The 25,281-nt window shown below is 68.6% G+C and carries 31 protein-coding genes; 16 read left to right on the forward strand and 15 right to left on the reverse strand.

Annotated elements, in window-relative coordinates; genetic code table 11:
* Window positions 1-5 precede the first annotated feature (5 nt).
* The 6 genes from ACFYRX_RS32080 to ACFYRX_RS32105 are packed head-to-tail and all read right to left on the reverse strand — an operon-like array spanning window position 6 to window position 2,687.
* On the reverse strand, window positions 6-176 hold the full coding sequence (locus ACFYRX_RS32080; RefSeq protein WP_389107241.1) for a pRL2-8: 171 nt from the start codon (window positions 174-176) through the stop codon (window positions 6-8).
* A 2-nt stretch (window positions 177-178) separates the two neighbouring features.
* Window positions 179-496: a hypothetical protein gene (locus ACFYRX_RS32085; RefSeq protein WP_389107243.1), complete on the reverse strand. Its 318-nt coding sequence runs from the start codon at window positions 494-496 to the stop codon at window positions 179-181.
* A gap of 1 nt (window position 497) precedes the next feature.
* Window positions 498-887, reverse strand: coding sequence for an RRQRL motif-containing zinc-binding protein (locus ACFYRX_RS32090; RefSeq protein ID WP_389107246.1), 390 nt, complete (start codon window positions 885-887; stop codon window positions 498-500).
* Window positions 887-1,918: a conjugal transfer protein gene (locus ACFYRX_RS32095; RefSeq protein WP_389107538.1), complete on the reverse strand. Its 1,032-nt coding sequence runs from the start codon at window positions 1,916-1,918 to the stop codon at window positions 887-889. Before ACFYRX_RS32095 ends, ACFYRX_RS32090 begins: the two co-directional genes overlap by 1 nt.
* Window positions 1,919-1,974: 56 nt before the next feature.
* On the reverse strand, window positions 1,975-2,421 hold the full coding sequence (locus ACFYRX_RS32100) for a Pycsar system effector family protein (protein ID WP_389107248.1): 447 nt from the start codon (window positions 2,419-2,421) through the stop codon (window positions 1,975-1,977).
* Complete coding sequence (locus tag ACFYRX_RS32105; protein WP_389107251.1) at window positions 2,418-2,687, reverse strand: DUF6284 family protein; 270 nt, start codon at window positions 2,685-2,687, stop codon at window positions 2,418-2,420. The genes ACFYRX_RS32100 and ACFYRX_RS32105 overlap by 4 nt, the downstream gene beginning before the upstream one ends.
* 445 nt (window positions 2,688-3,132) lie before the next feature.
* Between ACFYRX_RS32105 and ACFYRX_RS32110 the strand changes: the two genes are divergently transcribed.
* The 8 genes from ACFYRX_RS32110 to ACFYRX_RS32145 all read left to right on the forward strand — a co-directional run bounded on the left by ACFYRX_RS32110 (window position 3,133) and on the right by ACFYRX_RS32145 (window position 10,864).
* A complete protein-coding gene (locus ACFYRX_RS32110) occupies window positions 3,133-3,927 on the forward strand; it encodes a GntR family transcriptional regulator (RefSeq protein WP_389107253.1) in 795 nt (264 codons plus the stop codon).
* Window positions 3,924-4,589 (forward strand): YdcF family protein, encoded by a 666-nt coding sequence (locus ACFYRX_RS32115; RefSeq protein ID WP_389107255.1) that lies wholly within the window; start codon window positions 3,924-3,926, stop codon window positions 4,587-4,589. Before ACFYRX_RS32110 ends, ACFYRX_RS32115 begins: the two co-directional genes overlap by 4 nt.
* Before the next feature lie 143 nt (window positions 4,590-4,732).
* Complete coding sequence (locus ACFYRX_RS32120; protein WP_389107258.1) at window positions 4,733-5,869, forward strand: hypothetical protein; 1,137 nt, start codon at window positions 4,733-4,735, stop codon at window positions 5,867-5,869.
* A gap of 22 nt (window positions 5,870-5,891) precedes the next feature.
* Window positions 5,892-7,055, forward strand: a complete 1,164-nt coding sequence (locus ACFYRX_RS32125; protein WP_389107260.1) for a hypothetical protein — start codon at window positions 5,892-5,894, stop codon at window positions 7,053-7,055.
* Window positions 7,056-7,477: 422 nt separating this feature from the next.
* Complete coding sequence (locus ACFYRX_RS32130) at window positions 7,478-7,735, forward strand: hypothetical protein (protein ID WP_389107262.1); 258 nt, start codon at window positions 7,478-7,480, stop codon at window positions 7,733-7,735.
* An 84-nt stretch (window positions 7,736-7,819) separates the two neighbouring features.
* Window positions 7,820-9,262 carry a hypothetical protein gene (locus ACFYRX_RS32135; RefSeq protein WP_389107263.1) on the forward strand — a complete coding sequence of 481 codons (1,443 nt, stop codon included), beginning with the start codon at window positions 7,820-7,822 and terminating at the stop codon, window positions 9,260-9,262.
* A 97-nt stretch (window positions 9,263-9,359) separates the two neighbouring features.
* Window positions 9,360-10,277, forward strand: coding sequence for a zinc metalloprotease HtpX (gene htpX / locus ACFYRX_RS32140; protein WP_389107266.1), 918 nt, complete (start codon window positions 9,360-9,362; stop codon window positions 10,275-10,277).
* 2 nt (window positions 10,278-10,279) lie between these two features.
* A complete protein-coding gene (locus ACFYRX_RS32145; RefSeq protein ID WP_389107268.1) occupies window positions 10,280-10,864 on the forward strand; it encodes a hypothetical protein in 585 nt (194 codons plus the stop codon).
* A gap of 4 nt (window positions 10,865-10,868) precedes the next feature.
* Here ACFYRX_RS32145 and ACFYRX_RS32150 read toward each other — a convergent pair whose 3' ends face one another.
* Complete coding sequence (locus ACFYRX_RS32150) at window positions 10,869-11,162, reverse strand: hypothetical protein (RefSeq protein WP_389107271.1); 294 nt, start codon at window positions 11,160-11,162, stop codon at window positions 10,869-10,871.
* Between the two features lie 106 nt (window positions 11,163-11,268).
* Here ACFYRX_RS32150 and ACFYRX_RS32155 point away from each other — a divergent pair, with 106 nt between their 5' ends.
* Complete coding sequence (locus ACFYRX_RS32155; RefSeq protein ID WP_389107273.1) at window positions 11,269-11,631, forward strand: hypothetical protein; 363 nt, start codon at window positions 11,269-11,271, stop codon at window positions 11,629-11,631.
* On the opposite strand, the gene ACFYRX_RS32160 is transcribed toward ACFYRX_RS32155, so the two are convergent.
* Entirely contained in the window at window positions 11,547-12,902 is a 1,356-nt protein-coding gene (locus ACFYRX_RS32160) for a DUF2252 domain-containing protein (RefSeq protein ID WP_389107276.1), read from the reverse strand. The genes ACFYRX_RS32155 and ACFYRX_RS32160 overlap by 85 nt on opposite strands.
* A 162-nt stretch (window positions 12,903-13,064) precedes the next feature.
* On the opposite strand from ACFYRX_RS32160, the gene ACFYRX_RS32165 reads away from it, so the two are divergent.
* A complete protein-coding gene (locus tag ACFYRX_RS32165) occupies window positions 13,065-14,264 on the forward strand; it encodes a winged helix DNA-binding domain-containing protein (protein ID WP_389107279.1) in 1,200 nt (399 codons plus the stop codon).
* 47 nt (window positions 14,265-14,311) lie between these two features.
* Here the strand turns inward: ACFYRX_RS32165 and ACFYRX_RS32170 are convergent, their stop codons facing one another.
* The gene (locus ACFYRX_RS32170; protein WP_389107282.1) at window positions 14,312-14,626 is read right to left on the reverse strand and encodes a hypothetical protein; all 315 of its coding nucleotides are present in this window, start codon (window positions 14,624-14,626) and stop codon (window positions 14,312-14,314) included.
* A gap of 164 nt (window positions 14,627-14,790) precedes the next feature.
* Between ACFYRX_RS32170 and ACFYRX_RS32175 the strand changes: the two genes are divergently transcribed.
* Both ACFYRX_RS32175 and ACFYRX_RS32180 read left to right on the forward strand, forming a co-directional pair.
* A complete protein-coding gene (locus ACFYRX_RS32175) occupies window positions 14,791-15,153 on the forward strand; it encodes an arsenate reductase family protein (protein WP_389107284.1) in 363 nt (120 codons plus the stop codon).
* Window positions 15,154-15,260: 107 nt separating this feature from the next.
* Entirely contained in the window at window positions 15,261-15,914 is a 654-nt protein-coding gene (locus tag ACFYRX_RS32180) for a hypothetical protein (protein WP_389107287.1), read from the forward strand.
* Between the two features lie 207 nt (window positions 15,915-16,121).
* On the opposite strand, the gene ACFYRX_RS32185 is transcribed toward ACFYRX_RS32180, so the two are convergent.
* The 5 genes from ACFYRX_RS32185 to glnII all read right to left on the reverse strand — a co-directional run bounded on the left by ACFYRX_RS32185 (window position 16,122) and on the right by glnII (window position 20,101).
* Window positions 16,122-17,135, reverse strand: coding sequence for an SDR family oxidoreductase (locus ACFYRX_RS32185; protein WP_389107290.1), 1,014 nt, complete (start codon window positions 17,133-17,135; stop codon window positions 16,122-16,124).
* Between the two features lie 60 nt (window positions 17,136-17,195).
* Window positions 17,196-17,771 (reverse strand): winged helix-turn-helix domain-containing protein, encoded by a 576-nt coding sequence (locus ACFYRX_RS32190; RefSeq protein WP_389107292.1) that lies wholly within the window; start codon window positions 17,769-17,771, stop codon window positions 17,196-17,198.
* A gap of 81 nt (window positions 17,772-17,852) precedes the next feature.
* Window positions 17,853-17,975 (reverse strand): hypothetical protein, encoded by a 123-nt coding sequence (locus ACFYRX_RS32195; RefSeq protein WP_106981153.1) that lies wholly within the window; start codon window positions 17,973-17,975, stop codon window positions 17,853-17,855.
* 88 nt (window positions 17,976-18,063) lie between these two features.
* Complete coding sequence (locus ACFYRX_RS32200; protein WP_389107295.1) at window positions 18,064-18,987, reverse strand: DUF6891 domain-containing protein; 924 nt, start codon at window positions 18,985-18,987, stop codon at window positions 18,064-18,066.
* Between the two features lie 85 nt (window positions 18,988-19,072).
* The gene (glnII, locus tag ACFYRX_RS32205) at window positions 19,073-20,101 is read right to left on the reverse strand and encodes a glutamine synthetase (protein WP_389107298.1); all 1,029 of its coding nucleotides are present in this window, start codon (window positions 20,099-20,101) and stop codon (window positions 19,073-19,075) included.
* A 334-nt stretch (window positions 20,102-20,435) separates the two neighbouring features.
* Here glnII and ACFYRX_RS32210 point away from each other — a divergent pair, with 334 nt between their 5' ends.
* The 3 genes from ACFYRX_RS32210 (at window position 20,436) to ACFYRX_RS32220 (ending at window position 24,127) form a co-directional block, all read left to right on the forward strand.
* A complete protein-coding gene (locus ACFYRX_RS32210) occupies window positions 20,436-21,701 on the forward strand; it encodes a sensor histidine kinase (protein WP_389107301.1) in 1,266 nt (421 codons plus the stop codon).
* Window positions 21,692-22,345: a response regulator gene (locus ACFYRX_RS32215; protein WP_389107303.1), complete on the forward strand. Its 654-nt coding sequence runs from the start codon at window positions 21,692-21,694 to the stop codon at window positions 22,343-22,345. The genes ACFYRX_RS32210 and ACFYRX_RS32215 overlap by 10 nt, the downstream gene beginning before the upstream one ends.
* A gap of 183 nt (window positions 22,346-22,528) precedes the next feature.
* The gene (locus ACFYRX_RS32220) at window positions 22,529-24,127 is read left to right on the forward strand and encodes a DUF1996 domain-containing protein (protein WP_389107306.1); all 1,599 of its coding nucleotides are present in this window, start codon (window positions 22,529-22,531) and stop codon (window positions 24,125-24,127) included.
* Between the two features lie 101 nt (window positions 24,128-24,228).
* On the opposite strand, the gene ACFYRX_RS32225 is transcribed toward ACFYRX_RS32220, so the two are convergent.
* On the reverse strand, window positions 24,229-24,648 hold the full coding sequence (locus ACFYRX_RS32225; RefSeq protein ID WP_389107309.1) for a hypothetical protein: 420 nt from the start codon (window positions 24,646-24,648) through the stop codon (window positions 24,229-24,231).
* Window positions 24,649-24,747: 99 nt separating this feature from the next.
* On the opposite strand from ACFYRX_RS32225, the gene ACFYRX_RS32230 reads away from it, so the two are divergent.
* On the forward strand, window positions 24,748-25,275 hold the full coding sequence (locus ACFYRX_RS32230; RefSeq protein ID WP_389107541.1) for a tetratricopeptide repeat protein: 528 nt from the start codon (window positions 24,748-24,750) through the stop codon (window positions 25,273-25,275).
* Window positions 25,276-25,281: the final 6 nt, after the last annotated feature.

A 25,281-nucleotide genomic window follows, 5' to 3' on the forward strand; every position in this document is an offset into this window, starting at 1 on the left:
CGTGGTCACCACCAGCGGGATTCCTTCTTGGGTGTGAGGTAGGGGCAGCCGTGGGCCATGTGGTCCACGCACTGCGGGCAGTCCTGGCGCGGCCGGAGCGGGCGGTGGATGCGCTTGTTGTAGGCGTGCTCCCAGCACTGCGGGCACTCACCCGGAGGCGTCTGCGTCGCAGCCATGGTCACCACCAGCTCGACGACTTCTTGACGGCCTTGGCGGTGGCGGCCTCGGCGACGAGCCGGCCCCGCTCCTTCTGGAACGCGGCCAGTTCGGCGTTCAGCCGGTTCAGCACCGACTCCCGCACCCTGTCCAGGGTCCGCTCCGCCCGTCCGGTGCTCTTGCTGCGCAGCGTGCGGTAGGAGCCGGAAGCCAGCGCCCCCAGGACCTGGCGGCGCTCGGAGCCGGTCAGCGGCCACAGCTCCTCGTTGCGGACCGCCTCCAACTTGCGCTCCGTCAGGGCGATCTCACGGTCCAGGTGACGGGTGTTGGGCCTACTCATGTCAACTCCCCTTCCGGGAGGTCTGGTTGTCGTCGATGCAGATCCCGCACATGCCGTGCCGGCGGGAAATGCAGTAGCTGTAGGTGATCCGGCAGGACGGGCAGGTCTGGCGGGCGAGCATCGCCAGCGCGAGGGCGCCCCACTTGCGCGACGTCATCGGCCGAACCGGCAACGCGCAGTCGACGCGGTAGAGGTAAGCGACGCGCGGCGTGCCAGCACGGCGGTTGATGTGCATGGCCTGCGCGGCGATCGGCTGACCGCCCGGACGCAATCCCTGAGCGCGTAACTGCCGGCGGGTGGCCAACCCGTCCGGGGCCAGGCGCCACGGGTAGGTCGGTATCCCGTGGCGGGCCCCGGTGGGGTCGAAGCACTTGCCGTAGACGCCGGACATCACGGCGTTCCAACAGCGGTAGCGGCGCGTTCGGCGAGCAGGGCATCACGCAGCTTGCGGGCGTTGGCCGGTGAGGTGTGGATCGCGCGACGGATGCCCTCAGCAGTCACCTTCGCGTCGGCGAGACCGGACGTCGCCGACCGTGCCTCAGCGAGCAACTGATCCGGGGTGCGCTTGGGGCGGGGCGATCGGGCCGCGTCGGGAACCCGACCGGTCACCCCACGCGGCGGAGTCGATCCCGCTGCCACGCTCCGCACGGTCGGGGCAGGGATGGCGGGCATCGACTTGAGCGGAAGAATCGACTTGCCCGCATCGACCGCGACCGGTTCCGGCATCGACAGCCGGGGCAGTGTCACGGCCGGGGCAGGGGTCGATTTCCCCAGCTCAGCCATAGACCGTTTCCTGATGGTCTCGGTAGATTCCTCCGCATTCGTGGATGCGGTGAGGGCCGGGGCCGGGGTGGCGAACATCGACGCGAGGGCGGCATCGGCACCTTCAGTGACTCGATCGCGCTGGACGTCGAGCAGCCTCGACCCGAGCGCCGTGTCGCCGACCCCGATCTTGCGGGCCAGGCGCCACGACTTTCGCTCCGACCACCACTGCACCCGGTTGCTCGGGTGTTGAGCGGCGCGGGCGCGGTGGTAGGCGAGGGCCTGCACGAGATCGGCGGTGTGCCGCTCGTGTTCAGCGTCGCGGCCGTCGGTGTGCACCACGATCCGCCGGGCGAGGAACGCCATGCCCTCGGCCGAGACGGACATGCCCATCGGGGTCAGGGCGTAGATGACGGTGCGGGCGGGGTCGGGTGCGGCCATGGCGCCCATCACGGACGCGGCAGCGGGCAGCGCCCACAGTCCGGCTCGTACAACGCGCGGCGAGGACTGGCCCAGCATGGTCAAGCCGAGCAGGACCAGGGCGAGCACGGCGGTGGCGCCCTCACCGGCTCCGAGCGCTCCGAGGGCAGTGCCGCGGCCGTAGGCGTGGCCGATGTTGCTGTAGGTGCCGATACCGCCGATGACGCCGGTGGCGAGCATCGGCACGAACGCGGCGGTCAGCACGCCGATCTGCACCTTCGTCAGCTCGGTGCGGTTCACAGGGCACCTCCGGCGGTGAGCAGGAGGGCCAGAACGAGCAGGGCGCCGCCGGTCAGGGTCAGGTCGACAGCGCGGCGCAGGCCGGTGAACTTGACCACCGCGAGCCGGGACAGACCCGCGATGTCGGCGGCCAGGTCGCCGGCGACAGCGTCGGTGATCTGCTCGGGGGTGAGGGTGGCCCACAGCGGGAAGCCGTGCCGGCCGGATAGGTTGGGGCGCACGGAGCGCAGCAGCAGGCCGACCGCCGCGATCAGCAGCGTCATACCGAGTCCGCCCGTGACGATGGCGGGCCAGGTCCGGGGCAGGTCGGCAGCGATCGTCCAGGCTCCCGCCAGCACCGCGCCGATGAACGCCAGCAACAGCGCCGTCTTGTTGTCGGTCCGCGCGATCTCCGCCTTCACCTCAGCGTGCGCGGCCGTCAAGTTCTGGGTCGGGGCGCTCATGCGGCACCCCCGGACAGCGTGATGCCGGCGGTGCGGTTGACCAGGGCCAGACCCTCGACCAGCACCCGGCGCCGCGCGCGGCGGATACGGCGGGTGTCCAGTTCGGTCGGGGTCCGGTCGAGGGTGATGATCTGCGCGTCGAGCAGGTCGACGCGCGCCAGAATCAGCGGCATCTCCCGCTCGATCGCGTCCAGCTCCGCATCCGTCGGCTCGATGTCGTCGGCGAAGGCGGTAACAGCTTCCTGAACAGTAACGATGTGGTCCATTGGGTCGTGTTCTCCCTCGCAGGTGGAACGGCCCGAAAAGCACCCCCGGAGTAGCCCCTCCGGGGGTGCGCGCCGTTGCTAGAGAAAGCCGCGCATCACACGCGGCGCGGCCACTGAGCAGTGGCCGAAGTGCCCCGGACCGGTCTCGAACCGATCAGGTTGCCGTACGAGGCACGCCGGTCTTCTCCGCCTTGTTTCCAACCCCTTCGGGCAGGCGGACCACGGGTTACCGGCAGTTCCCTGTGTGTAGTTGTCAAGGTGCCTGCGCTTCCTTCGAGCCCGTTTCACGGAGCCCTCCGGGCGACATAGGAGCAGCCACATAGGGACGCTCCGGACCCGCTGTCCTAGGACTGCGCGCCGTCAAGTAAGACCATGCCGCACAGTCCCAGGACTATCAACAGTCCTGGGACTGTGCTTCACTGGTCGGTGTCGAGAGGAGTGCTATATGGCGCCCAAGTGGCGGGAGCTAGCGGACCGACTGGCCGAACAGATCAGGAACGGCGATTACGTGCCTGGTGCCCAGTTGCCGCAGATCAGGGACCTGGTGGAAGCAGGCGAGGGCTCGAAGTCCACGGTCCATGCGGCCTACAAGGCGTTGGAAGCCGAAGGGCTGGTCACGTCGTCGCGCGGGCACGGCACGGTCGTCCGCGAGCGGGCCCCGCTCAAACGACTCGGCATTGCGCGGTACGACAAAGCCAAGTGGCGGGACGGCGATGAAGTGGCGTTCATCGCGGACCGTGTGGCGTCCGGACGCACCTACAAGCGCAACGAACAGACTCAGACCGTCAGCCGTGTGACGGCACCGGCCGCTGTCGCGCAGGCGCACGGCCTGCTCGAAGGTGCGGAGGTCTACGCACGTGCGCGTGTGGTCAAGGAGGGCTCACAGCCGACGCACACACTGACGAGCTACTACCGTCCTGAACACGTGGAAGGGACGCGCATCGTCGACCCGACGCCGGGGCCCGCCGGCCGGGGCGGTGGCTTCCGTGTTCTGTACGACGCCGGATACGAGATTGACCACATGCAGGAGACGCTGTTCGCGCGTATTCCCACGGCGGACGAAGTTCAGCTCCTCCAGCTCGCCCCTGGGGAATGGGTGGTAGAGCTGCACCGGACGACCTACACGGCCGACGGCACCGTGGTGGAGTTCGCGATCGGCGTTCACGCAGCGACGCGCTTCGCCTGGACGTATGACTTCAAGGTCCCTGACTCGGCGAAAGCGGAGGGCGAGAACAAGTGATCTCAGCGCAGGCCTGGGCCGACGCTCAACGACTCTGGGACTTTCAGCAGATGGGCCATCACCCGCGTCCATGCTCTGTCGCGATTGGACTCGGAAGTCATGACCTCGGAGTCGCGGACGCAACCGCTGATCTCTACCACCGGGGCATGATGCCTCTGATCGTCTTCACCGGGGCCACCAGCCGCACCACACGTGACCGTATGCCGCGCGGCGAGGCTGAGCACTACCGCGAGCGAGCGATGGAACTGGGTGTGCCGGGCGATGCCATCCTCGTTGAGCCGCGGGCTCGGAACACAGGAGAGAACATCCGCTTCTCTCGGACACTGCTCGACGACTACGGGGTCGTCGTGTCGTCCGTCCTGCTGGTCAGCAAGCCATACGAGGAACGACGGGCCTACGCGACTGCACGCAAGCTGTGGCCCGAAGCCAAGTGGGTCAGCGCGTCCACACCCATGACCCTGGCTGACTACGTCGACTCGATCGGAGACGCACGCCTGGTGATCGACATGTTGGCTGGCTCGCAACAGCGGCTCATGATCTACCCGAAGCACGGATTCATGATCGAGCAGCACATTCCCGATGACGTAGCCGCAGCGTACGAGCGCCTGCGCGACGCCGGATTCACGAGCCGACTTGTGACAGACACCGCAGAGCGGCAGTGACCCCTGTAAGACCGCTGTCCAGCTCTGGAGCCTCCAGGCCTTCACGAGCAGAATGGACAGGCCACCGACCGTGCCACCCCTCGAGTTGAAGTTCCAACTCTAAACCGATGGCGTTCCATCAGTGCACGAGGCATCATGTTGAGATGCAGAATTTGTATTCCTGGATGCAACGCCTCGATCAGCTCGTAGAACGCGGCACCGGCACCATCAGTTACGTTCATCACCGCATCCTTCTGCCAGGTTCCACACCCCTGAAAGCCGAAGGCCTCTTCAGATTCGAGCCCGTGGGTCCGGTTAATCAGCTTGGCTCCACTCCTGGATTTCTCGCGAGTGTGGGTTGGATAGAAGACGGCGACCACCAGGTGACCACACCCTCTTTTGGTGATATATCCAGAGAACTGGCAGCAGTCCTTACCCTAATCACCGGCCGCCGCATCGAGGCATTTAACGAACAGCCGATCAGCATGCAGGATCGCCCTAACCGCATCACCTACTTGCCGGTGGGCGATCTACCAGATAGGAGCCTGATAGGCCCTATTGAGCCCAGCCTTGCAGTCGACGATGAAATTCGAGATTTTCTAGGCAAAGCGCGCAGTCTACAACAAACCGAGTATGCCGCCATCAGTTCAGCGGTAGATCTGCATTACGGCGCTTGCCTACTTTTCGGGCGAGATCTTACAGCAGCTTACACGTTGCTGGTAGCTGGAGTGGAAACACTATCGCAGTGCTTTTATGATGCCTCGACCTCTTGGGACGATTGGGACCAGGCCCCACGGTGGGAAAAGTTCATCAGAGTGCACGGCCTCAATGAATCTCAAGCGAAATCCTTGAAGTATAAGCTACTCGATGGGGCGCACATTCGCTTGAAGGCAAAGTTCACAGACTACGCCTCCACACGCGTGGAAGAGAAATTCTTCGACGAAACATGGACAGACTACGTTCCCTCGATATCGATGCCTGACGGAATAGCGACCGGCGGACAGTGGGCAGAGGCCAAGAAGATTCGGTATTTCCTACCCGATACGCGAGAAACACTGCGAGCCTCACTAAGGAAAACATACGACGCTCGTTCGGGTTTCGTGCACCAAGGGAAGAAAGCTACAACCCTTACCCAGGAAGCCGTAGGTCTTATCGGCCGCACCTCCCCTTCGAAACCTCTGCCGTTCGCCCTACTTCGTGCAGTCCTAGCGCATCTAATCCGCCTTGAGGTCAGAGACCGAGCGACCTCATCCCATACGCCGGCCGTCTCCTACACCTTCAACCACTCAGCCAGTACGTGACATTGCTTGAGAGGGATCGTTAATGGAAGAGAACTACGCCGTAGGCACCTGGGCGCAAGCACCAGGACAAAAGGGTATGACCGTCTCCGTCTTGCGAGATATTTCGAAGGCAGAGTACGAGCGATACAAGATCGTAAGTAGTAAATTCGTAATCCTTCAAGAGAGGAAGACTTTCCAATTCCTCGAGCGGTCGTCTGGCGAGCTGAAATCCACCTTCTCAGCTTACGTAAACATCGAGAATATCGGCGGAAGCTTTCGGACAATCAACTGGCGGCAGGCTGGTGGATTTCTCATGGAACGCTTCGCCACCTGGCTTGCCGCCAGTCGCCTTTACCTAGAGAGTGAACGCGATTTCATGATGTCCAGATTCGGTGAAGAAAGTTCGCAATATCAAAGCTTCAAGGAATCAACTTCCACCGCATTCGACACGCGAGAGGGGTATCGCTTCCTTTACAATCTACGGGACTACACACAACATTGCGGCATCCCTTCGTCAGGGGTCACCGTATCCTTGAACCAAGAGAAGGAGAGGGTCACGCAGCTACACCTAAACCGATCAGAATTGCTGTCGGCGAGATTCAAATGGAGTCGACACGCCAAATCGCTACTTGAAAGCTGGCCCGAGAAGATCGAGATAATCCCCCTCATGGATGACGCGATGGCTGGATACGCGGATGTGGAGCAAAATATCCTTGGAATGCTAATCGAAGATTGCGCGGCGGTAATCGGCGAAATCCAAGGCGAGGATTACAAGAATATAAAGAACGGAGAAAATCTGGCAGCATTCATAATGCCAGCTGGCGACAACGGGGGAAATTTCAGTCTCCAGCCGCTCCCTACACTGCAAGCTCTCACGACCATCGAAGCAGCTGTGCAGTCAGACGACCCAGTTTCCGAGATCTTTTCAAGGAAGGTTCAGCCGCCCGTCGTCACATCGGAGACCCTGCAAGCCAATAAGCGCGCTAACGCAGTGCTTTCCGCTTTTATCAATCCGCAGGAACCCGATCATGTAGGCAAACTAATCAATCGCATCATCGCCGACGATGCAGACATAACGCCACTCGTGTCCGGCCTAGTCAACACCTCGGCGCAACTAACTTATGCACTGTCTATGTTTCTCGGGGTTTCTCCTATTTCTCTACTGAGCATTCCAATCCCGGACAGCGACGCCAGTTCAAAGGCGTGAAACCCAGCCTTCTACCGGAGCGGTGCTCGCCCGAGCGTTACAGAATTGTGCGCAGGCAGGTTTTCCTAACATCCATTCTCAAGGGCGTCCATCGGCAGCGGGAGGCGGATACATGGAACACCACAGACCATACGAGGAGTTGGGCCCCGCATAATTTGCCGGGGGTGAGCAATGGCCGGGCCGTCTCTGGGCCGTCCGAGGGTGGTCGACAACCACCGACAACGACAGACAACGACGATGCTCCTGCTGGTCAGAGCGGCTCCGTGAGCAAGACTCCAAGGTGGCGCCGTCGCATCATCACTTCTTCGACGCGTGATCGGCACGTAGTCCTACGGCGCCCCCGTTCCGGTTTCCCGGGACGGGGGCGCCGTCGTATCGTTTCCTGCACAGCTGTTCGACAGGGGACTACGGGGGATACGGCGATGTCGGCACAGGACGACGACGGCGAGCGGGAGTTCGACATCAGGTGGGCCGACGGGGCCGAGCTCAAGGAGCCCTCCGCGCGGGCCCGGATGCTCGCCGCCCGCTGGAAGGAGAACCCGCCGAAGCCCCAGCCCTTCCGCGCCGACCCCGGGCCGAGGACACCGCGCCGTTCGTCCTGGCGGTCGACGGCGATCGTCCTCGGGAGCGTGGCGCTGCTCATCCTGGTGCTGGGTTACACGGGCTCCCAGCCGTACTAGCGGGCTGAGCAGGTAAATCCCGCGCCTCGACGGAATCCGGCCGCCTAGGATCGCCGGACATGCCGAGGCTTGGAGTGAGTGAGCGTGCGCAGCAGCATCTGGAACGGACCGCGGGCGGCGGAACGCCTCGCTGAAGGGGCCGCACTGCGGGAGTCCGTGTTCGACGCGGCCGACCCCGCCTGCTGGCTCGAGCTGGACACCGGCATACGGCGCAGTGTCCGGTCCTCGGCCGACGGTACCTGGCTGCCGGCCTGGCAGCGGACCGAGCGCGGGCGGACCCTGGCCGACGCCGTGCGACGGGGCGATGCGCTCACCGACCCGCAGCTCGCGCTCGCCCTGTGCCACCAGGACGGGCGGATCCGCAAGCGGGCGCTGGCCAGGACCGAGGGGCGTCCGGAACTGCTGCCGCTGGTCGTGCTGCGCTGCGCGGACTGGGCCGAACCGGTGCGGGACCGGGCCCGGCTGCGGTGGGCGGAGGCGGTCACCGTGGAGACCGCGGTCGCGCTGGCGCCGCTCGCCCTGCGGATCGGCGTCCGACACCGAGGGGACTTCGCCGTCGGCCTGGTCGACCGGGCGCTGCGCTCCGCGGACCGCGAGGCACTGCTGCCGCTGCTCACCCACGCGGACCGCACCGTGCGCCGCTTCGCCCACCGGCTCGCCGTCGAGGAGGGCTTCCTCTCCCCCGCCGAGCTGGCCCGCAGCGCCGCCCAGGACTCCGACACGGTCGTCCAGGGCCTCTGCGCGGAGGCAGCCCTGGCCGCCCTGGCGAAAGGCGCCGCGGACGAGACCGTACGGGAAACCCTGCTCGGCGCCCGCAATCCGCGGGTGCGGTCGGCCGGGGTGACCGCGCTGCGGCGGGACGGGCAGGGCGAGCGGGCCGTCGGGTTCCTCGGGGACCGGGCCGGGGTGGTGCGGGCCTGTGCGCGGTATGTCGTACGGCAGTTGGGGGGCGACCCGGTGGAGTGGTACCGGGGGCGCTGTGCCGACGCCGTCGCGGTGTCGGCGGGGGTGGTGAGCGGGCTGGCGGAGTGCGGGGACCGGACTGACGCGGCGGTGCTGTGGGCGTTGACCTCGCATCCTGATCCGGTGGTCAGGGCGCGCGCCGTAAGCGGGTTGCGGACGCTGGACGTGCTGGACGTACGGCGGCTGCGGGCGCTGCTCGACGATCCGGCGCCCGCTGTGGTGCGGGAGGCGACCCTGGCGCTGGTGCCGTCCGCGCGGATGGTGGACGACGGGTGGCTGCTCGAGCGGCTGGCGGTGGAACGGGCCCGGGAGACGCGGGTCTCCGCGTTCCGGCTGCTCACCGCACAGGGCGGGATCGTACGGCTGCGGGCCGCCGTCGCACTGGTCGACGATCCGGACGACAAGCTGCGGCACTGGGCCCGGCAGTCCGTGCAGCGCTGGCACCCGACGGCGGATGTGACGCCCGGGACGGTCGAGGTGGGTGAGCTGTTCGAGCGGGCGCGGCATCTGTTCAGTGACCACGTGCTCAAGAGGCGTATGTGGGAAGCCGGTCTCAGGGCCTGAGCCTTTGCCCGCCCCAGGGCTGATCGCGACCGCTTCATGGGCGGGGCCGGGTGCACACTGGAGCTTGGGACGAGTGCCTGACTGCGGGGTGATGCAGATGCAGAGCCGTTTCCGGAGCGACCGGCGGCTGACCGTGCGGATGACGGTCACGATGTTCCTGCTCGGACTGCTGTACGTGGCCTTCTTCGCCGCGTTGATCGTGTTGCTGAAGTCCTGGCTGCTGGTCGTGGGACTGATCGCCGTGATGTTCGTGGCGCAGTTCTGGTTCTCCGACAGGATCGCGATGTTCGCCATGCGCGGGCGGGTCGTGGAGCGGGAGGAGTATCCCGAACTGCACGCCGTCGTCGACCGGTTGTGTGCCATCGCCGACATGCCCAAGCCCGTGATCGCGGTGTCCACGATGGACATGCCCAACGCCTTCGCCACCGGCCGCAATCCCGACAACGCCGTGGTCTGCGTGACCACCGGGCTGCTCAGGCGGCTGGACCCGGCCGAGCTGGAGGGCGTCCTGGCACACGAGCTGTCGCATGTGGCGCACAAGGACGTCGCTGTGATCACCATCGCGTCCTTCCTCGGGGTGATCGCCGGGCTGATCGTCCGGTTCGCCTTCTACAGCCAGGTGTTCGGCGGGCGGAAGGACCAGAACACCGCCGTGATCTTCGCTGCCGTGATGGGCGTCTCGGCGGCCGTGTACGCCCTCAGCTTCCTGCTCATCAGGGCGCTGTCCCGGTACCGGGAACTGGCGGCGGACCGGGCCGCGGCCCACCTCACCGGCCGGCCCTCGGCGCTGGCCTCCGCGCTCACCAAGGTCTCCGGGGAGCTGGCCCGGATCCCCACCAAGGACCTGCGTACGGCCCAGGCCTTCAACGCCTTCTACTTCACCCCGGCCACCGGCAAGGAGCCCGGCATCGAGCGGTACTTCTCGACCCACCCGTCCCTGGAACAGCGACTGGACCAACTGGGGCGGATCTCCACGGAGTTGGGCGAGGCTGCGGAGCCCGGGAAGGCGGGCTGAGGATGGGGCTGCTGGACATCCTGCTCGGGCGCACGAAGCCCGTCGCGCCCGATCTCGACCAGCTCTTCGCGCTGCCGTCGGCGGCCGTGACGCTGGAGGCGGCGGTCTCCCTCACGCCGACCGGGCGCGGAGCGGTGTGCTTCGCCACGGTCGAGGGGGCCGCCTTCGAGCAGACGCACCGGGAGGTCCAGGCCCTGCTCGACGCGGACGCCGACCGCGACGGCCCGCCGGTGGAGCTGCGGCGGGACGACTTCGGCTACTCCTGGCTGGTCTCCGAGCGCGCCCCGGACCAGCTGCCGCAGTTGGTCAACGACCTGCACGCGGTGAACAGTTCGATGGAGGTCAACGGCTTCGGGCCGCAACTGCTGTGCTCGCTCGCCGGGTTCCACGACGCCGAGGGCAGGTCGCTAGCGCTCGTCTACCTCTACAAGCGCGGTACGTTCTTCCCCTTCGCCCCGCTGCCCGGTGACGGACAGCGCCGCGACAACCCGCTGGAACTGCGGGTGAAGGCCGCGCTCACGAACGACCTGCGGATCGAGCAGGACCTGAACCGCTGGTTCCCGGTGTGGGGCGCCCCCGGTCTCTGAGCTCCTAGCCCTTTCTCTCGCGCGCCTGTCGGCGGGCCTCCAGGGGGTGCTCGCGGCGGTAACGGCGTTCCCACCTGGCCTGCTTGTCCCGGCGGTCGCGGTAGGCGCGGTAACTGCCGGGCGTCGTGCCCGAGGCGGCCCCGGCCGAACCGCCAGGCGAGGACGCGGAGGCGCCGCGGCCGCCACGGCCGTACTGCGTGTAAAGGAAGAGCACGGCTACGGCGACGAGCCACCAGGTGTGGTTCCCGAAGCCCAGGACGACCAGGACGACGGTCCCGGAAATGACCATGGTGCCCATGACGGGCCTTTCGTGTACGTGGGTGTGGTGTAGAAGAGTAGCCCCGGAGCGGCAACGTGATGCCCGCCCTGCGCGAGCTCTTTCCCAGCACCCTGGAGTGCCCGGAATGCCCGAGCCCTTCACACAGGAACACGCCGACGAGTGCCTGTACGGCGAGGAGTTGAGCCCGCGCAGGAGGTTCGGACAGGCGGTCGCCGCGATCGACGCGCATGCCGCGGCGGACGGGCCGCTGGTACTACGGCAAGCGGAGGTGACCGGGGCCGTGCAGAAGGCGCGGGCCTTCCGGTCCCGGTTCACGCGCTTCGAACTACCCGAAGCGGAGCACCGGTTGGGATCATGGCTGCGGAGTGCGCGGCCGCACCCGACGGGCCGCCCCCTGCGTGCCTATTCGCCCGGTGCCGCCCTGACGACTCCCGCCGCGATGGCCGCGGCCAGGGCCGTGTGGTCCACGGTCGTCTGGGTGGCGTAGGTGAGGGCGAAGTCGGCGATCGCGTGGTCGAAGGTCTCGGCGCTGCCCAGGTACGCGGCGATGGCGATGCGGTCACCGGAACGGGCGTGGGCGCGGGCCAGGGTGGTGCCGCACAGGCGGGCGTAGGCCGTGAGGTCGGCCGCGGGCATGCCGGCCACGTCCGCGGAGCCCTTCATGTCGCGCAGCTGACGCCAGTAGAAGGCGCGCCCCTGGGGCCCGCTCATCCAGCCCAGGAAGATGTCGCTCGCCGCCTGGAGCAGGCGCTGCCCCGCGACCACACGGCGCCCGGGATGGACGTACGGGCCGTGCGGGAGGTGTTCCTCCAGTACGGACGCCCGCGCCTCCTTGATCTGGAGGAACAGCGGGTCGTCGGCGTCCCGTCCGGCCAGCAGCACGATGAAGCAGCGGGTGCCGACGCTGCCGACACCGACGACCTTGCGGGCCGCGTCGACGAAGCGGTAGCGGTCCAGGAGCAGCCGGCGTTCCTCGGAGAGCGTGGAGCGGTAGTCGCTGAAGATCTTGCGCAGGCCGGCCGTGTCGGGGGCGCCGGCGGGTTCGAGGAGCGGCGGGTCGGTGATGATGCGGTGGCGGCCGTCGACGATCTCGGTCAGCTTGCCGAGGGCCTGGAGGCTGGTGCGGCGGCGGGCCCGGGTGAGGCTGGACTCGACGCGCCTGCGGTGCCGGTCGGAGCGGACGAGGGGCAGCAGGCTGTCGGCGTCGACGCTCTCGTACCAGACCGCCAGCTCTCCCATACGGGCCAGTCGGCGCATGGCCGTGCGGTACGCGGCGGTCGCCTCCCGGGCGGCCCGGTGGGCCTTGGCCTCGCTGTGCCCGTTCTCCCGGGCGGCCACGGCGATGCTCGCGGCGAGCCGCTTGACGTCCCACTCGAAGGGGCCGGGGAACGTCTCGTCGAAGTCGTTGAGGTCGAACAAGAGGGGGCGGGCGCGTTCCGGGGAGGCGTACAGGCCGAAGTTGAGCAGGTGGGCGTCGCCGCAGAGCTGCACGGTGAGGCCGGTGTGCGGCTGGGCGGCGAGGTCGGCGGCCATCACCGCGGCGGCGCCGCGCAGGAAGGCGAACGGTGAGGCCGACATCCTGCCGTACCGGATCGGCAGCAGTTCCGGCAGGCGGTCGCGGCCCTGTCGTTCGAGTACGGCGACGGGGTCCCGGCGGTCGACGGACGGGATCCACAGCGCGTGCGCGGAACGGCTCACGCGTTTGCGGGCCGTGCGTCCGCGCTCCGCTCGGGCGGCGGGGGTGCCGGGTGTGTTCATGCGCCCTGCCTCTGCGTCACGCCCGCCTCCTGGACCCGGTGTGGCCTGCACCTCCTGATCGCAGTGAAGGGCCGGTCCGGGGAGGTACGCATGCCGGGTACGGCGATCGGGTGACGGTGGCGGAGAGGTGCGTTGTCAGTGCCCTGGGCCAAGATGGGCCGTATGGGTGTGAGTGAGGGAGTGCGGTACATCGGGGTGGATGAGCGGCGGGGGCGTCTGGCGCTGCGACAGCAGCTGGCCGGGACGGCTCGCGTGGGGAGTCCCGAGGAGGTGGCCGGGGCCCTCGTCGCGTTGCACGGGTCGGACCCCGCGACCGTGTACCTGGCGATCGGCGCGCGGCTCACGGAACCCGCCGGGACCGTCGCCGAGACCGAGCGGGCGCTGTACGAGGACCGGTCGCTGGTACGGATGCACGGCATGCGGCACACGGTGTTCGCGTTCCCCACCGAGCTGACCGCGGTCGTGCACGCCTCCACCGGTCTCACGGTGGCCGCCCGCGAACGGGCCGGGCTCCTCAAGGACATGGCGAAGGCGGGTGCCCCGGACGCGACCTGGCTGAAGGAGGTCGAGGAGTCGTTGCTGGCCGCGCTCGCCCGGCGCGGGCAGGCGACGGCCTCGGAGCTCACCGTGGACGAGCCGCGGCTGCGGGAGCAGTTCGTGTACGCGGCCGGGAAGAGCTACGAGGGCGTCCACAGTGTCTCGACCCGGCTGCTGAAGGTGCTCGGCGTGGAGGGCAAGGTGGTCCGCGGCCGCCCGCTCGGCTCCTGGACGTCCACACAGTTCCGCTGGGCGGTGGCACCGCCGCATCCCGAACTGGACGTGGCCGAGGCGCAGGCGGAGTTGCTGCGGCGCTGGCTCAGCGTGTGCGGCCCCGCCACCGAGGCCGACCTGAAGTGGTGGACGGGCTGGAAGGTGACCGACGTCCGCCGCGCCCTCACGGCGATCCGCGCGGTGCCGGTGTCCGTCGACGAGGGTCCGGCCTACGTCGTCGAGGGCGATGCGGGTCCGGTCGCGGACCCCGCCGAGCCCTGGGTCGCGCTGCTGCCCGGCCTCGACCCGACGGCGATGGGCTGGCAGCAGCGCGACTGGTATCTGGCCCCGTCCATGCGGCCCGCCCTGTTCGACCGGAGCGGCAACGTGGGACCGACGGTGTGGTGGAACGGGCGGGTGGTGGGAGGTTGGGCCCAGCGGCCCGACGGGGAGATCGTCTGGCGTCTGCTGGATCCGGAGGGAATGGGGCGTGAGGAGAAGGCGGCCATCGCGGTGGAGGCGGACCGGCTGCGCGGGTGGGTCGGTTCGACCCGGGTGACACCGCGCTTCCGGAACCCCCTGGACAAGGAACTGGCCGAATCCGCCGGCTGACCGGAACACCGGGCGCCCCACGACAGTGGGGCGCCCGGCGCCATGGCTCACCGTGAGTAACGCATCAGCGCCCGCACCATGTGGCACGTGGTGTCCGACGGCGGGTGGACGCCGATCGTCTCGGCCGTGTCCCGGATCGTCTCGTTGCGTGCCTGGTTCGGCACGAAGACACCGGAGTCGAGCAGGGCGATCGCGAGCCGCATCGCCTTGAGGCGGCGGTTGTGGGTGACGTACCACTCGCGGGGCCGGCCCGGCGGCAACGGGCGCTTCTCCACGGGGGTGTACGGAAGGTCGAGCAGCACGGGGTGCTTCGCGGTGGACTGGGTCGGAAACGGCTTCTGCTTCAGTGCGGCAGCGGGCACAGGCATCCTCCTGTCGCGGTAAGGGCGACCGCCGGGGATCCGGCGACACCCTCGAACACTGCTTCTATTCTACCGTCCGCCACTGACAAAAGCCCCTGGCCACAAGGGCTTTCGGGGGTGCTGTGACGCAGGTGGAGGACGGGTTTTCGCGTACCGTGAGGGGCATGGAGATCTGGATCAATCCGGCCTGTTCGAAGTGCCGCAGCGCGATCGGTGTGCTCGATGCGGAAGGTGCCGAGTACACCGTCCGCCGTTACCTGGAGGACGTCCCGAGCCAGGACGAGATCCGTGAGGTGCTCGACCGGCTCGGCCTCGAACCGTGGGACATCACCCGCACCCAGGAGGCCGCCGCCAAGGAGCTCGGCCTCAAGGAGTGGGCCCGGGACGACGGTTCGCGCGACCGCTGGATCGAGGCGCTCGCCGCACACCCCAAGCTCATCCAGCGCCCGATCATCACCGCGGACGACGGCTCGGCACTGGTCGCCCGCACCGACGACGCCGTACGGGACGCCCTGGCCAGGAAATAGCGGAGTGTGACGCAGGTTACGTCACACGGCTCCTGTGACCACTGAGTCACCTCGTTCGGTATCTCGTACATAGCGGCGTACGCTCCCCTATCTCTCAGGAGGCGCGGATGTCGCGCAGGAGAACACTCGGTACGAAGAAGAAGGTCGCGCTGCTGGTGAGCGCGGCGGCGGTGGCGGGCGGTGGGGCCTTCGTGATGGCCAGTACCTCGAACGCCGCGCAGAGTCCGCAGACGGCCGCGGAGTCGACGGTCTGCCAGGGGCTCGCCACCGCGCTCGGCAACAACGAGCGGTTCATCGAGGGGCAACGGGCCACTCCCGACGCGCAGTCGGCGGCCCGGATCACCAACCGGGAAGCGGTGATCGCCCAGATCGAGGTCCAGCAGAAGGCGTCAGGTTGCGTGGTCGGGGAGTCGGCTCAGGGCTCCCAGGCCACGCAGCAGCAGCCCTCGCAGGCGGCCTCCGCCTCGGCGCCCGCGTCCCAGGCGGCCCCCTCCACCGGGAACGCCGCCTCCGGGCAGCAGGTGTGCAACGGCTCGACCGTCACGCTGTCCGGGGAAGGCGGTGCGCCCGCCGCGTCCAGCAACCAGTTCCCGGCCGGCACCAAGCTGAAGGTGACCAACCTGGACAACAACAAGTCCACGACGGTGGAGGTCACTTCGGTCTCCGGCAGCTGCGCCCTGCTCAACAACGCGGCCTTCGAACAGGTACGGGAGCCCGGCAAGTTCCTGATCCGCCGGGCCGTGATCGAGAAGGTGGGCTGACAACGGCCACGCTCGGCGGCTGACGGCCCTGCTGTTCGCAACCACGAACAGCAGGACCGCCGGCTGGCGGCTGGCGGCTGGCGGCTGGCGGCTGGCGGCTGGCGGCGCATGGTGACCAGCGTCGCCCCCAACCCCCCAGGGGCGCGGGGAACTGCGCGACCAGCCCCCACCGACCCGCAGCCGCCCGACCCGCGACCGCCCGACGCCCTACGGAACCCGCCGCTCCCTCAGCTCCAGCACACTCGCCTCCTTGTCCGGACGGACACCCAGCACCGGACGGTCCGGCCGCTGCGGAGCCACCCCGCCGAGACCCAGGAGCCAGTGCCAGGTGTCGGTCACGGTCTCGGTGACCGGGCGGCACCGCAGGCCGGCCGCAGCGGCCCGGGAGGTGTCCGCCCCGTGGAGGGTGTCGTGGAGGTCCGTGGCGGGCGGAACCCAGATCGGGAGCTCGGTCCATGGGCCGATGCCCGCGTCGAGGACGATGTCCGGGTCGGTCCAACGGAGTTCGGCGGTGGAGCCGGTCACGGCCACGCAGGCGTCGAGGAGTTCACCCGTCGTCGTATGACCGCGCGGGCTGACCAGGTTGTAGGGCCCGTTCAGACCGGCCACGGCCGCCCCCAGCACCCATTCCGCCAGATCGCGGACGTCGATGTACTGGAGAGGAAGGTCCCGTGGTCCGGGCGCGAGGACCGGCCCGCCGCGGGCGATGCGGCCCAGCCACCAGGGCAGCCGGCCGATGTTCTCGTACGGGCCGAGGATCAGGCCGGCCCGTACGAACAGGGAACGGTCCGCGCCGAAGGCGTCGAGTGCGGCGAGTTCACCGCCCCGCTTGTCCCGGGCGTAGTCGGTCTGCTCCGCGTCGGCGGCAGCACCCTCGACCACGGGGGCGTCCTCGGTGTACCCGGCGGGCTGGGGCCAGACGTACACCGAGGAGCTCGACACATACGTGTACCGCTCGGCGCGGCCCCGCAGCAGTCGTGCCGCGTCCCGGACCGCGCGGGGCGCCGCCGACCAGGTGTCGACGACCAGGTCCCACGTGCCCCCTTCGGCCAGGGCGGTGAGTCCGTCGGGGGCGGTGCGGTCACCGTGCAGCGACCGCACCCCGGCCACGGGTGCGTGCCGACCCCGGTGGAAGACGGTCACGTCCCAGCCGTGCCCGAGGGCCGTCTCGGCGACGGCCCGGCCGACGAACTCGGTGCCACCCAGCAGGAGAAGTCTCATGCCGGTGACTGTGCCCGCCGGAGACCGGCGGGGGAACCCGCATCTGCTCTCGGCAGAGGATCAGTGGCCGGTCGGCGGGGTGTACTTGTAGCCGACCCGCCGCACGGTCTGGATCGCGCCCCGGAAGTCGGCGCCCAGCTTGCGGCGGAGGCGGGCGATGTGGACGTCGACGGTGCGGCCGTCGCCCACGTGGCCGTAGCCCCAGACCGTGGTGACCAACTGGTCCCGGGTGTGCACCCGGTGCGGGTGCTGGACCAGGTGGGCGAGGAGCTCGAACTCCAGGTAGGTGAGGTCGAGTTCCGCGCCGTTCACCTCGGCGGTGCGCTGCACGGTGTCGATGCGGACGAGCGGGGCGCCGGTGCCGTCGACCCGCGGTTCCGGCAGCGACTGCGGCAGCTCCGGCAGGAATGGGGGACGCTGGTCGGCCGGGACCAGCACCAGGTACCCGATCATCGGCGGCTGGCCGGGGAGGGCGGGCACGGTGTGCTGGGGAGCGGGCAGCCAGGTGGCGCCTGGCGGCAGGAAGTCCGCGACGTGCAGCACTTCGTCCGGGCCGACGGACCGGAGCCGGTGTCGTGCGCCGCTGCCGGACGCGTCGGTGAGGGGGGCGGTGGAGAGAGAACGGGTGGTCGCCATGAGAAGTCAGCTCTTTCGCGCGAGAAGGTCGTCAGGAGACGTACGTCGACTGCGCGCTGGCCGAAGGCCGGGTGTACGGCTTTAGAGGGCCGGCGCGTTCATCGCGCGGCAACACACCCGGTCGAAGTCGTGGTGCTGACGGGAGGGCCAGAAGGGCTCGAGGTCGTGGCGACCCGTCGCGGTGTACTTCTGGAAGCTGGCCATGCGCTCATTGAAGCAGACACAGGCCCGCAACAGGAGCCTCCTCTCACTGCTTGGACGCTTCTTTGACGTGAAACCGACCTGGTGTGCCTCACCCCACCAGGCGTTTGCGCCAGGTCAGGGGGGTGACCTCGATCGCCTTGTCCGGAATACCGTCCCACTGTGCGGACAGGCCGGCACTCGCCAGAGCGGCCACGACCTCGCGGCCCACGGCGGTGGTGGTGTCGGCTGTGCCGTCGAAACCGCCGTAGAGCAACGTCAGTCCCTGTCCGGCGGCGGCGCTCTCGGTGCACTGCGTGTGGAAGTAGACGAAGCCCCGGTCGCCCTCCGCGCGCTCCGCGCCGATCTCCGTCGTGCCGCAGTTGCGGCAGCAGGCGAAGTTCTCCCGGGCGGTGATGCCGCTCGCGTTGAGCGCCTCGAAGGCCCTGCCCAGCAGTTCGGGGTCGGTGACGCCCTCCCAGCGCCTCTGCTCGGCCAGCCGCTCCATCCAGAGCCGGTCCACCAGGTCCCCGGCCTGCGCCCGCGACACCGGCCTCAGCTCACCGTCGACGAGCAGGTCCTCGGCGGCCTCGGTGAGCCGGGCCCGGTCGTCGTACCCGCACCGCAGCAGCAGTCGTATGCGTTCCTCGACCTGTTCGCGGATTCCGTCCGGCAGGGCGGGGATCTCCTCGGCCGGGCCGAGGTCCACCGGGTCCCACGCCACGCCCGCGTCCCAGCCGTCCTCCTGCCGGGCCCAGCCGGTCAGCAGGTCGGCCACCCGGCCAGGGTCGGTCAGGCGCGTGCCGAAGAAGTCGTCGCGGCTCAGGCGGTGTTCCAGCTGGTAGTCGCCGCCCTCCTCGTGCCACACCTGCGCGAACACGTCCGGCAGGTCCGGGATGCGCTGGGCGACGAGGAAGCGGTTGCCCGCGCGGCCGAGGCCGGTCACCGCCTCCCGCAGCTCCTCGGCCGACAGGCCGGTGTACTTCTGTCCGTGTTCCGTCCAGGCCTTGACGGCCAGGCCCCCGTTGATCTCCATACCTCTCACGATGACAGACGCCACTGACAACGCGCCGAGGGGCGCCCACCGTGACCGGTGGACGCCCCTCCTGAAGCAGCGGGGATCAGATCTGGCCGGCCTTCTCCAGCGCGGTGCAGCAGGTGTCGACGATCAGCCGCGTCACCAGGTACGGGTCGACGTTGGCGTTGGGACGGCGGTCCTCGATGTAGCCCTTGCCGTCCTTCTCGACCTGCCACGGGATACGGACCGAGGCGCCGCGGTTGGAGACGCCGTAGGAGTACTCGTTCCACGGGGCGGTCTCGTGCAGACCGGTCAGGCGGTCGTCGATGCCGGCGCCGTAGTGCTTGACGTGGTCGAGGGGCTTGGAGCCCTCACCGAGGGACTCGCACGCGGTGATGATGGCCTCGTAGCCCTCGCGCATCGCCTTGGTGGAGAAGTTGGTGTGCGCGCCGGCGCCGTTCCAGTCGCCCTTGACCGGCTTGGGGTCGAGGGTCGCGGAGACGCCGAAGTCCTCGGCGGTGCGGTAGAGCAGCCAGCGGGCGATCCACAGGTGGTCGGAGACCTCCAGCGGGGAGACCGGGCCGACCTGGAACTCCCACTGGCCGGGCATGACCTCGGCGTTGATGCCGGAGATCGCGAGGCCCGCCTTCAGGCAGTTGTCCAGGTGCGCCTCGACGACGTCACGGCCGAAGATCTCGTCGGCGCCGACACCGCAGTAGTAGCCGCCCTGCGGGGCCGGGAAGCCGCCCTTGGGAAAGCCGAGCGGGTAGCCGTCCTTGAAGAACGTGTACTCCTGCTCGATGCCGAAGATCGGCTCCTGGGAGGCGAACTTCTCCGCGACCTCGGTCAGCGCGGCACGGGTGTTGGACTCGTGCGGCGTCATGTCGATGTTGAGGACCTCGCACAGGACGAGGATGTCGTCGCCGCCGCGGATCGGGTCAGGACAGGAGAAGACCGGCTTGAGCACGCGGTCCGAGGAGTGCCCCTCGGCCTGGTTCGTGGACGACCCGTCGAAGCCCCAGATTCCCAGCTCAGCACCCTTGGCGTCGTCGGCCAGGATCTTGGTCTTCGAACGCAGCTTGGCCGTCGGCTCGGTGCCGTCGATCCAGATGTACTCAGCCTTGAAGCTCACGGGCCACATCCTTCGGGGGTATGTCTGGGCGCACTTGCGGGTGCGGCGGCGCTGCGGCACTGAAACGCCGCTTCTCGTATGCCCGCGAGCCTGTCAACAGGCGATTTCCCGGTCATTGCTCGAATGTGAACCCCGTGTTACCTGGTGGTGCTGTGGTGCGATTCACGGTGTGAGGGTGGGCGGCGGCCCGGAAAGTCGATACGGAGACACGGCATCGGCGGCCGGTGCGCGGCCGGTACGGGTGCCTCGTATGCAAAGGGTGTACCTGGCACCACTCCCGGACCGGGCGGCCAGGCCCAGTGACCCCCGCCTCCCCCTCGACCAGACTGACGGCATGACCATCGAGACGCGGAACAGCGGCATGGGTACGAGGGCGCGGGGCATCGGACTCGCGGCCGTGCGGGGGCTCGCGCTGGCGCTGGTGTCGCTGCCGGGGGCGGTGCTCGGTTTCACGCTCAGCCTGGTGTCCATCGTGCTCGTGCCGGTCGGGATCGGGGTGTTCACGACCCCCTGGGTACTGACGGGCGTGCGGGCCTTCGCGAACTGGCGGCGAGTCCTGGCGGCCGAGTGGGGCGGGGTGCGGATCCCGTCCGCGTACCGGCCGGTGCCCGAGGACGCCAACCCCTGGACGCGGACCTACGCGATGCTCCGGGACCCGGCGACCTGGCGGGACCTGCGGTGGCTCCAGGTGGACATGACGGCGGGGTTCGTGACGGCACTGCTGCCCGCGGTGCTGGTCTTCTACCCGTTGGAGGGGTTCGCGGTCGCGGCCGGGCTGTGGCGGCCCCTCGCGGAGACGGGCGGCTACTGGTACGGCTTCGTGCGCGTCGCCGACCAGACCTCCGCGCTGGCCGCCGGCGCCCTGGCCCTCGTCCTCCTCGTCCCCGCGCACTTCTTCACCACCCGCCTGCTGCACGCCCACTTCGCGCTCACCCGGGCCGTCCTCGCCCCGAGCCAGACCGAACTGGCCGAGCGGGTGAAGGTGTTGACCGAGACGCGGCGGGACGCCGTGGACACCTCCGCGGCCGAACTGCGCCGCATCGAACGGGATCTGCACGACGGCGCGCAGGCCCGTCTGGTCGCCATGGGCATGGACCTCGGCACCATCGAGACGCTCCTCGACAAGGATCCCGCGCAGGCCAAGCGGCTCCTCGCGCAGGCCCGTCAGTCCTCCGTGGAAGCGCTCACCGAGCTGCGCGACCTGGTGCGCGGCATCCATCCGCCGGTGCTGGCCGAGCGCGGACTGGGCGACGCGGTACGGGCGTTGGCGCTGCGGCTGCCGGTGGCGACCGAGGTGACGGTGGAGCTCGACGGCCGACCGGACGCGCCCGTGGAGTCGGCCGCCTACTTCGCCGTCAGCGAGGTCCTCACCAACGCCGTCAAGCACTCCGGCGCCGACCGGATCTGGATCGACCTGCATCACTCGGAGGGGATGCTGCGGATCTCCGTCACCGACAACGGCCGGGGCGGCGCGGTGATCGAGGCCGGTTCGGGGCTGGCCGGGGTGGAGCGCCGGCTGGGTACATTCGACGGCGTCCTGGCCGTCAGCTCACCCGCGGGCGGCCCCACCATGGTCACCCTGGAGATCCCTTGCGCGTAGTCCTGGCCGAAGACCTCTTCCTGCTGCGCGACGGTCTCGTACGCCTCCTGGAGGCCCACGACTTCGAGATCGCCGCGGCCGTCGAGAGCGGGCCCGAACTGGCCCGGGCGCTGGCCGAGCTGGAGCCGGACGTCGCCGTCGTCGACGTACGGCTGCCGCCGACGCACACCGACGAGGGCCTCCAGTGCGCGCTGAACGCCCGCCGGGACAGACCCGGGCTGCCCGTCCTGGTGCTCTCGCAGCACGTGGAGCAGCTGTACGCGCGCGAGCTGCTCGCCGACGGCAGCGGCGGGGTGGGCTACCTGCTCAAGGACCGGGTGTTCGACGCGGAGCAGTTCGTGGAGGCGGTACGGCGGGTGGCGGCGGGCGGTACGGCGATGGACCCGCAGGTGATCCAGCAGCTGCTGAGCCGACGGGCGGCCGACGACCAGCCGCTCGCCCGCATCACGCCCCGGGAGCGGGAGGTACTGGAACTCATGGCGCAGGGGCGGACGAACGCGGCGATCGCGGGCAAGCTCGTGGTGACGGAACGGGCGATCGCCAAGCACACCGCCAACATCTTCGCCAAACTGGGACTTGAGGTGTCGGACGACGACAATCGCCGCGTTCTGGCGGTGCTCGCGTTTCTCGACCGAGGCCGGTGAGCAGACCTTCATTCTCTGTAACTCCTGCTGCTCAGGGAGCTGTTGCCGCCCGAGGGCCCGGCAAACCTCTGATTTGTTTGTGGGGCGGCTGAACACCCATGGGACGCCCTGCGTATGGGATGGCGCCGCTTCACTCCTGTCGGGCGCCTCGATAGCCCCGAAAAAGGAAGTCAGAGGAGTTCCATGGGACGCAATACACGTAAACGCCGCTCGTCGATGGCCGGCAAGGCCATAGCCGCGTCGGCGGCCCTAGCGCTCGGCGGGGGCGGGCTGATCTGGGCGAACTTCTACGCTTCGGCGCACGAGTCCAACAGCAACGGCTGGTCCCAGAACCAGACCAAGGCCGCCGCCGCGCAGGTGGCGACCATCTCGTGCCCCGATGTCGGCCAGAAGCTGACGAACGTGCCTCAGAACGCGCGTCAGGGGGTGGCCACCGAAGTGGCCAACCTGGACAAGCAGATCACCGAGGCCTACGCCAGGCTCGCGTCGACGCGACAGGCCCAGGCGGGTGACCCGGGCTTCGTCCAGAACGCCATCGTCGGCCCCCTGAAGGAGAAGCGGGCGGCCACGATCGACCGGATCCGCATCGACATCCAGCGTGTCGGCGGCCAGTTCAACAGCTCGCTGAGCCAGTTGGCGGCCTGCACCACGCAGAACGCGCAGACCAACGCCGGTAACGCGGGCGGTCAGCAGAACAACGGCGGCCAGCAGCAGAACGGCGGTCAGCAGCAGGGCGGCCAGCAGAACGGTGGCCAGCAGCAGAACGGCGGCCAGCAGCAAGGTGGTCAGCAGAACGGCGGCCAGAACAACGGCGGCCAGCAGCAGGGCAACGGCGGACAGGGCGGCAACGGCCCGGTCGCGGCCGACTTCGTGGACATCACCAAGGTCCAGGGCGGCAGCGCCCAGCTCGGTGTGGGCGCGAACGGCCTCCCCGCGAACGGCAACTCGGGTTCGCGAGGCAGCTTCACCACCAAGTGCGGCACCAACGCGAACAAGAACCACAACACGGACAACGTGATCGTGGCTCCCGGTGTCGCCAACGGTGCCCACCACCTGCACGACTACGTCGGCAACCAGAGCAACGACGCGTTCGCGAGCGACCAGGAACTGGCGGCGGCCCAGACCACCTGCCAGAACCAGGGCGACAAGTCCTCGTACTTCTGGCCGGTGCTGCGCCTGCAGAACGGCACGCAGGACTTCGACCAGAACGCGGACGGCGGTGGCAAGGAAGGCAACGTCGGCAAGATCCTGCAGGCCTCCCAGGCGCAGATCAAGTTCGTCGGCAACAAGAAGGGCAACGTCGTCGCGATGCCGACCGCCCTTCGCATCATCACCGGTGACGCCAAGGCCTTCGTCAACGGCAACGCCAACGCCAACGTGAACTGGTCCTGCACCGGCTTCGAGAACAAGGTGCAGCTGCACGACAAGTACCCGATCTGCCCGCAGGGCAGCCAGGTGGTGCGCACGACCGACTTCCAGAGCTGCTGGGACGGTCAGAACATCGACAGCGCCAACCACCGCACCCACGTGGCGTTCGCCGCGGCGGACGGCAGCTGCGCCAACGGCTTCAAGGCGATCCCGCAGCTCCAGGTCCGGCTCGTCTACAACGTCCCGGCCCCGAAGCTGCAGAACGGCACGGTCGTCAACCCCTACGCGGTGGACACCTTCCCGGAGAACCTGCACAAGCCGATCACCGACCACAACGACTTCATCAACTTCTTCTCCCAGAACACGATGAACCAGATGGTCAACTGCATCAACACCGGCAAGAAGTGCCAGTGACCCAGGGCTAGCCCATGAGGAAGCCGGCGGTGGGATTCCCACCGCCGGCTTCCTTGTGTCCGTGTCCGGATGTCCGTGTCCGTCTCCGGATGGATTCGGTGCTACCCGGTGTGGGCCGAGTGGTCCGTGCCCTCCTCGATGTCCCCGCCGAGCGTGGCGCGCAGCGTGGTCACCGTCTTGGTGGTCTCGCCCACCGCGACCCACTTGCGGCCGACGAGGTAGTGACCGCCGTAGTCCTTGGCCCCGTTGATCCACTCGCGCTGTCCGCGGTCGGTGGCGAAGGTGGCGAGGATGAACTTGCCGGGGGAGTTCGCCGCCTTCTTGCACACGGCCTGGCGCAGCTCGTCGGCGTCGATCTGGATGTTGGGCGTGCACTTCACCTCTGCGGCCAGGTGCTCCAGGCTGCCGGTGGCCGCGGAGGGTACCGCGGCGGCCTTCGCGTCACCGCCGGTTCCGCAGCCCGCCAGCGCCAGCGCGGCGGCCGCGCCGGTCAGCGCGAGCATCGGTCGGGTCAACCTCATCTGTTCCTCCGGTCCGGTCACGTCCGACGGACCCCGGCGGGGGCCCGTCTCCTCCCATACGGCTGGGAGGCGCGGGACGCTCAAATCCGGGTGTCGCCGATGGTACGGCTGTGCGAAAGTGGGCCGGTGAACGAGGACTGGGAAAAGCGAGTGACCGCCGCGTGGGACACCTTCGACGACTTTCCGGAGGAGCGGGCGGGCGATTTCCGGGCCGTGATCGAGGTGCTCGTGGCCGAGCTGCCGGACGGCAGCCCGGACGGCCCCTTCGAGCGGGCCTGTGCCTGGGACTCGACGGGGCACTCGGACAAGGCGGCCCCGCTGTACCGGGAGGCGCTCGCGAAGGGGCTGAGCGGTTACAAGGGGCGGCGGGCCAGGATCCAACTGTCGAGTTCGCTGCGGAACATCGGCCAGGCGGCGGAGGGCGTCAAGCTGCTCACGCCCGAACTGGACGGCCCCTCCGACGAGTTGGACGATGCCGTACGGGCCTGTCTCGCGCTGTGCCTGTCCAGCCTCGGCCGTGACCGCGAGGGGCTTTCGCTGGTCCTGGGCGCCCTCGCACCCCATCTGCCGCGCTACCAGCGCTCGATGGCCAACTACGCGCGCGCATTGGTCGAGCCGGAGGGCTGATCCGCC

This window comes from Streptomyces sp. NPDC005374, from assembly GCF_042872225.1.
In the GTDB taxonomy this organism is placed as follows: domain Bacteria; phylum Actinomycetota; class Actinomycetes; order Streptomycetales; family Streptomycetaceae; genus Streptomyces.

Bases quoted from the DNA above. Each gene is read 5' to 3' on its own strand.
- ACFYRX_RS32190 (WP_389107292.1), bottom strand. From the start codon at position 17,771: ATGGCGACCACCCGTTCTCTCTCCACCGCCCCCCTCACCGACGCGTCC.
- ACFYRX_RS32195 (WP_106981153.1), bottom strand. From the start codon at position 17,975: ATGGCCAGCTTCCAGAAGTACACCGCGACGGGTCGCCACGACCTCGAG.
- ACFYRX_RS32175 (WP_389107284.1), top strand. From the start codon at position 14,791: ATGGAGATCTGGATCAATCCGGCCTGTTCGAAGTGCCGCAGCGCGATC.
- ACFYRX_RS32230 (WP_389107541.1), top strand. From the start codon at position 24,748: ATGGTACGGCTGTGCGAAAGTGGGCCGGTGAACGAGGACTGGGAAAAG.
- ACFYRX_RS32155 (WP_389107273.1), top strand. From the start codon at position 11,269: ATGCCCGAGCCCTTCACACAGGAACACGCCGACGAGTGCCTGTACGGC.
- ACFYRX_RS32185 (WP_389107290.1), bottom strand. From the start codon at position 17,135: ATGAGACTTCTCCTGCTGGGTGGCACCGAGTTCGTCGGCCGGGCCGTC.
- ACFYRX_RS32090 (WP_389107246.1), bottom strand. From the start codon at position 887: ATGTCCGGCGTCTACGGCAAGTGCTTCGACCCCACCGGGGCCCGCCAC.
- ACFYRX_RS32125 (WP_389107260.1), top strand. From the start codon at position 5,892: ATGGAAGAGAACTACGCCGTAGGCACCTGGGCGCAAGCACCAGGACAA.
- ACFYRX_RS32200 (WP_389107295.1), bottom strand. From the start codon at position 18,987: ATGGAGATCAACGGGGGCCTGGCCGTCAAGGCCTGGACGGAACACGGA.
- ACFYRX_RS32225 (WP_389107309.1), bottom strand. From the start codon at position 24,648: ATGAGGTTGACCCGACCGATGCTCGCGCTGACCGGCGCGGCCGCCGCG.
- ACFYRX_RS32165 (WP_389107279.1), top strand. From the start codon at position 13,065: ATGGGTGTGAGTGAGGGAGTGCGGTACATCGGGGTGGATGAGCGGCGG.
- ACFYRX_RS32220 (WP_389107306.1), top strand. From the start codon at position 22,529: ATGGGACGCAATACACGTAAACGCCGCTCGTCGATGGCCGGCAAGGCC.
- ACFYRX_RS32105 (WP_389107251.1), bottom strand. From the start codon at position 2,687: ATGGACCACATCGTTACTGTTCAGGAAGCTGTTACCGCCTTCGCCGAC.
- ACFYRX_RS32130 (WP_389107262.1), top strand. From the start codon at position 7,478: ATGTCGGCACAGGACGACGACGGCGAGCGGGAGTTCGACATCAGGTGG.
- ACFYRX_RS32100 (WP_389107248.1), bottom strand. From the start codon at position 2,421: ATGAGCGCCCCGACCCAGAACTTGACGGCCGCGCACGCTGAGGTGAAG.
- ACFYRX_RS32160 (WP_389107276.1), bottom strand. From the start codon at position 12,902: ATGAACACACCCGGCACCCCCGCCGCCCGAGCGGAGCGCGGACGCACG.
- ACFYRX_RS32180 (WP_389107287.1), top strand. From the start codon at position 15,261: ATGTCGCGCAGGAGAACACTCGGTACGAAGAAGAAGGTCGCGCTGCTG.
- ACFYRX_RS32210 (WP_389107301.1), top strand. From the start codon at position 20,436: ATGACCATCGAGACGCGGAACAGCGGCATGGGTACGAGGGCGCGGGGC.
- ACFYRX_RS32110 (WP_389107253.1), top strand. From the start codon at position 3,133: ATGGCGCCCAAGTGGCGGGAGCTAGCGGACCGACTGGCCGAACAGATC.
- ACFYRX_RS32120 (WP_389107258.1), top strand. From the start codon at position 4,733: ATGCAGAATTTGTATTCCTGGATGCAACGCCTCGATCAGCTCGTAGAA.
- ACFYRX_RS32095 (WP_389107538.1), bottom strand. From the start codon at position 1,918: ATGCTCGCCACCGGCGTCATCGGCGGTATCGGCACCTACAGCAACATC.
- ACFYRX_RS32080 (WP_389107241.1), bottom strand. From the start codon at position 176: ATGGCTGCGACGCAGACGCCTCCGGGTGAGTGCCCGCAGTGCTGGGAG.
- ACFYRX_RS32150 (WP_389107271.1), bottom strand. From the start codon at position 11,162: ATGGGCACCATGGTCATTTCCGGGACCGTCGTCCTGGTCGTCCTGGGC.
- ACFYRX_RS32145 (WP_389107268.1), top strand. From the start codon at position 10,280: ATGGGGCTGCTGGACATCCTGCTCGGGCGCACGAAGCCCGTCGCGCCC.
- ACFYRX_RS32085 (WP_389107243.1), bottom strand. From the start codon at position 496: ATGAGTAGGCCCAACACCCGTCACCTGGACCGTGAGATCGCCCTGACG.
- htpX (WP_389107266.1), top strand. From the start codon at position 9,360: ATGCAGAGCCGTTTCCGGAGCGACCGGCGGCTGACCGTGCGGATGACG.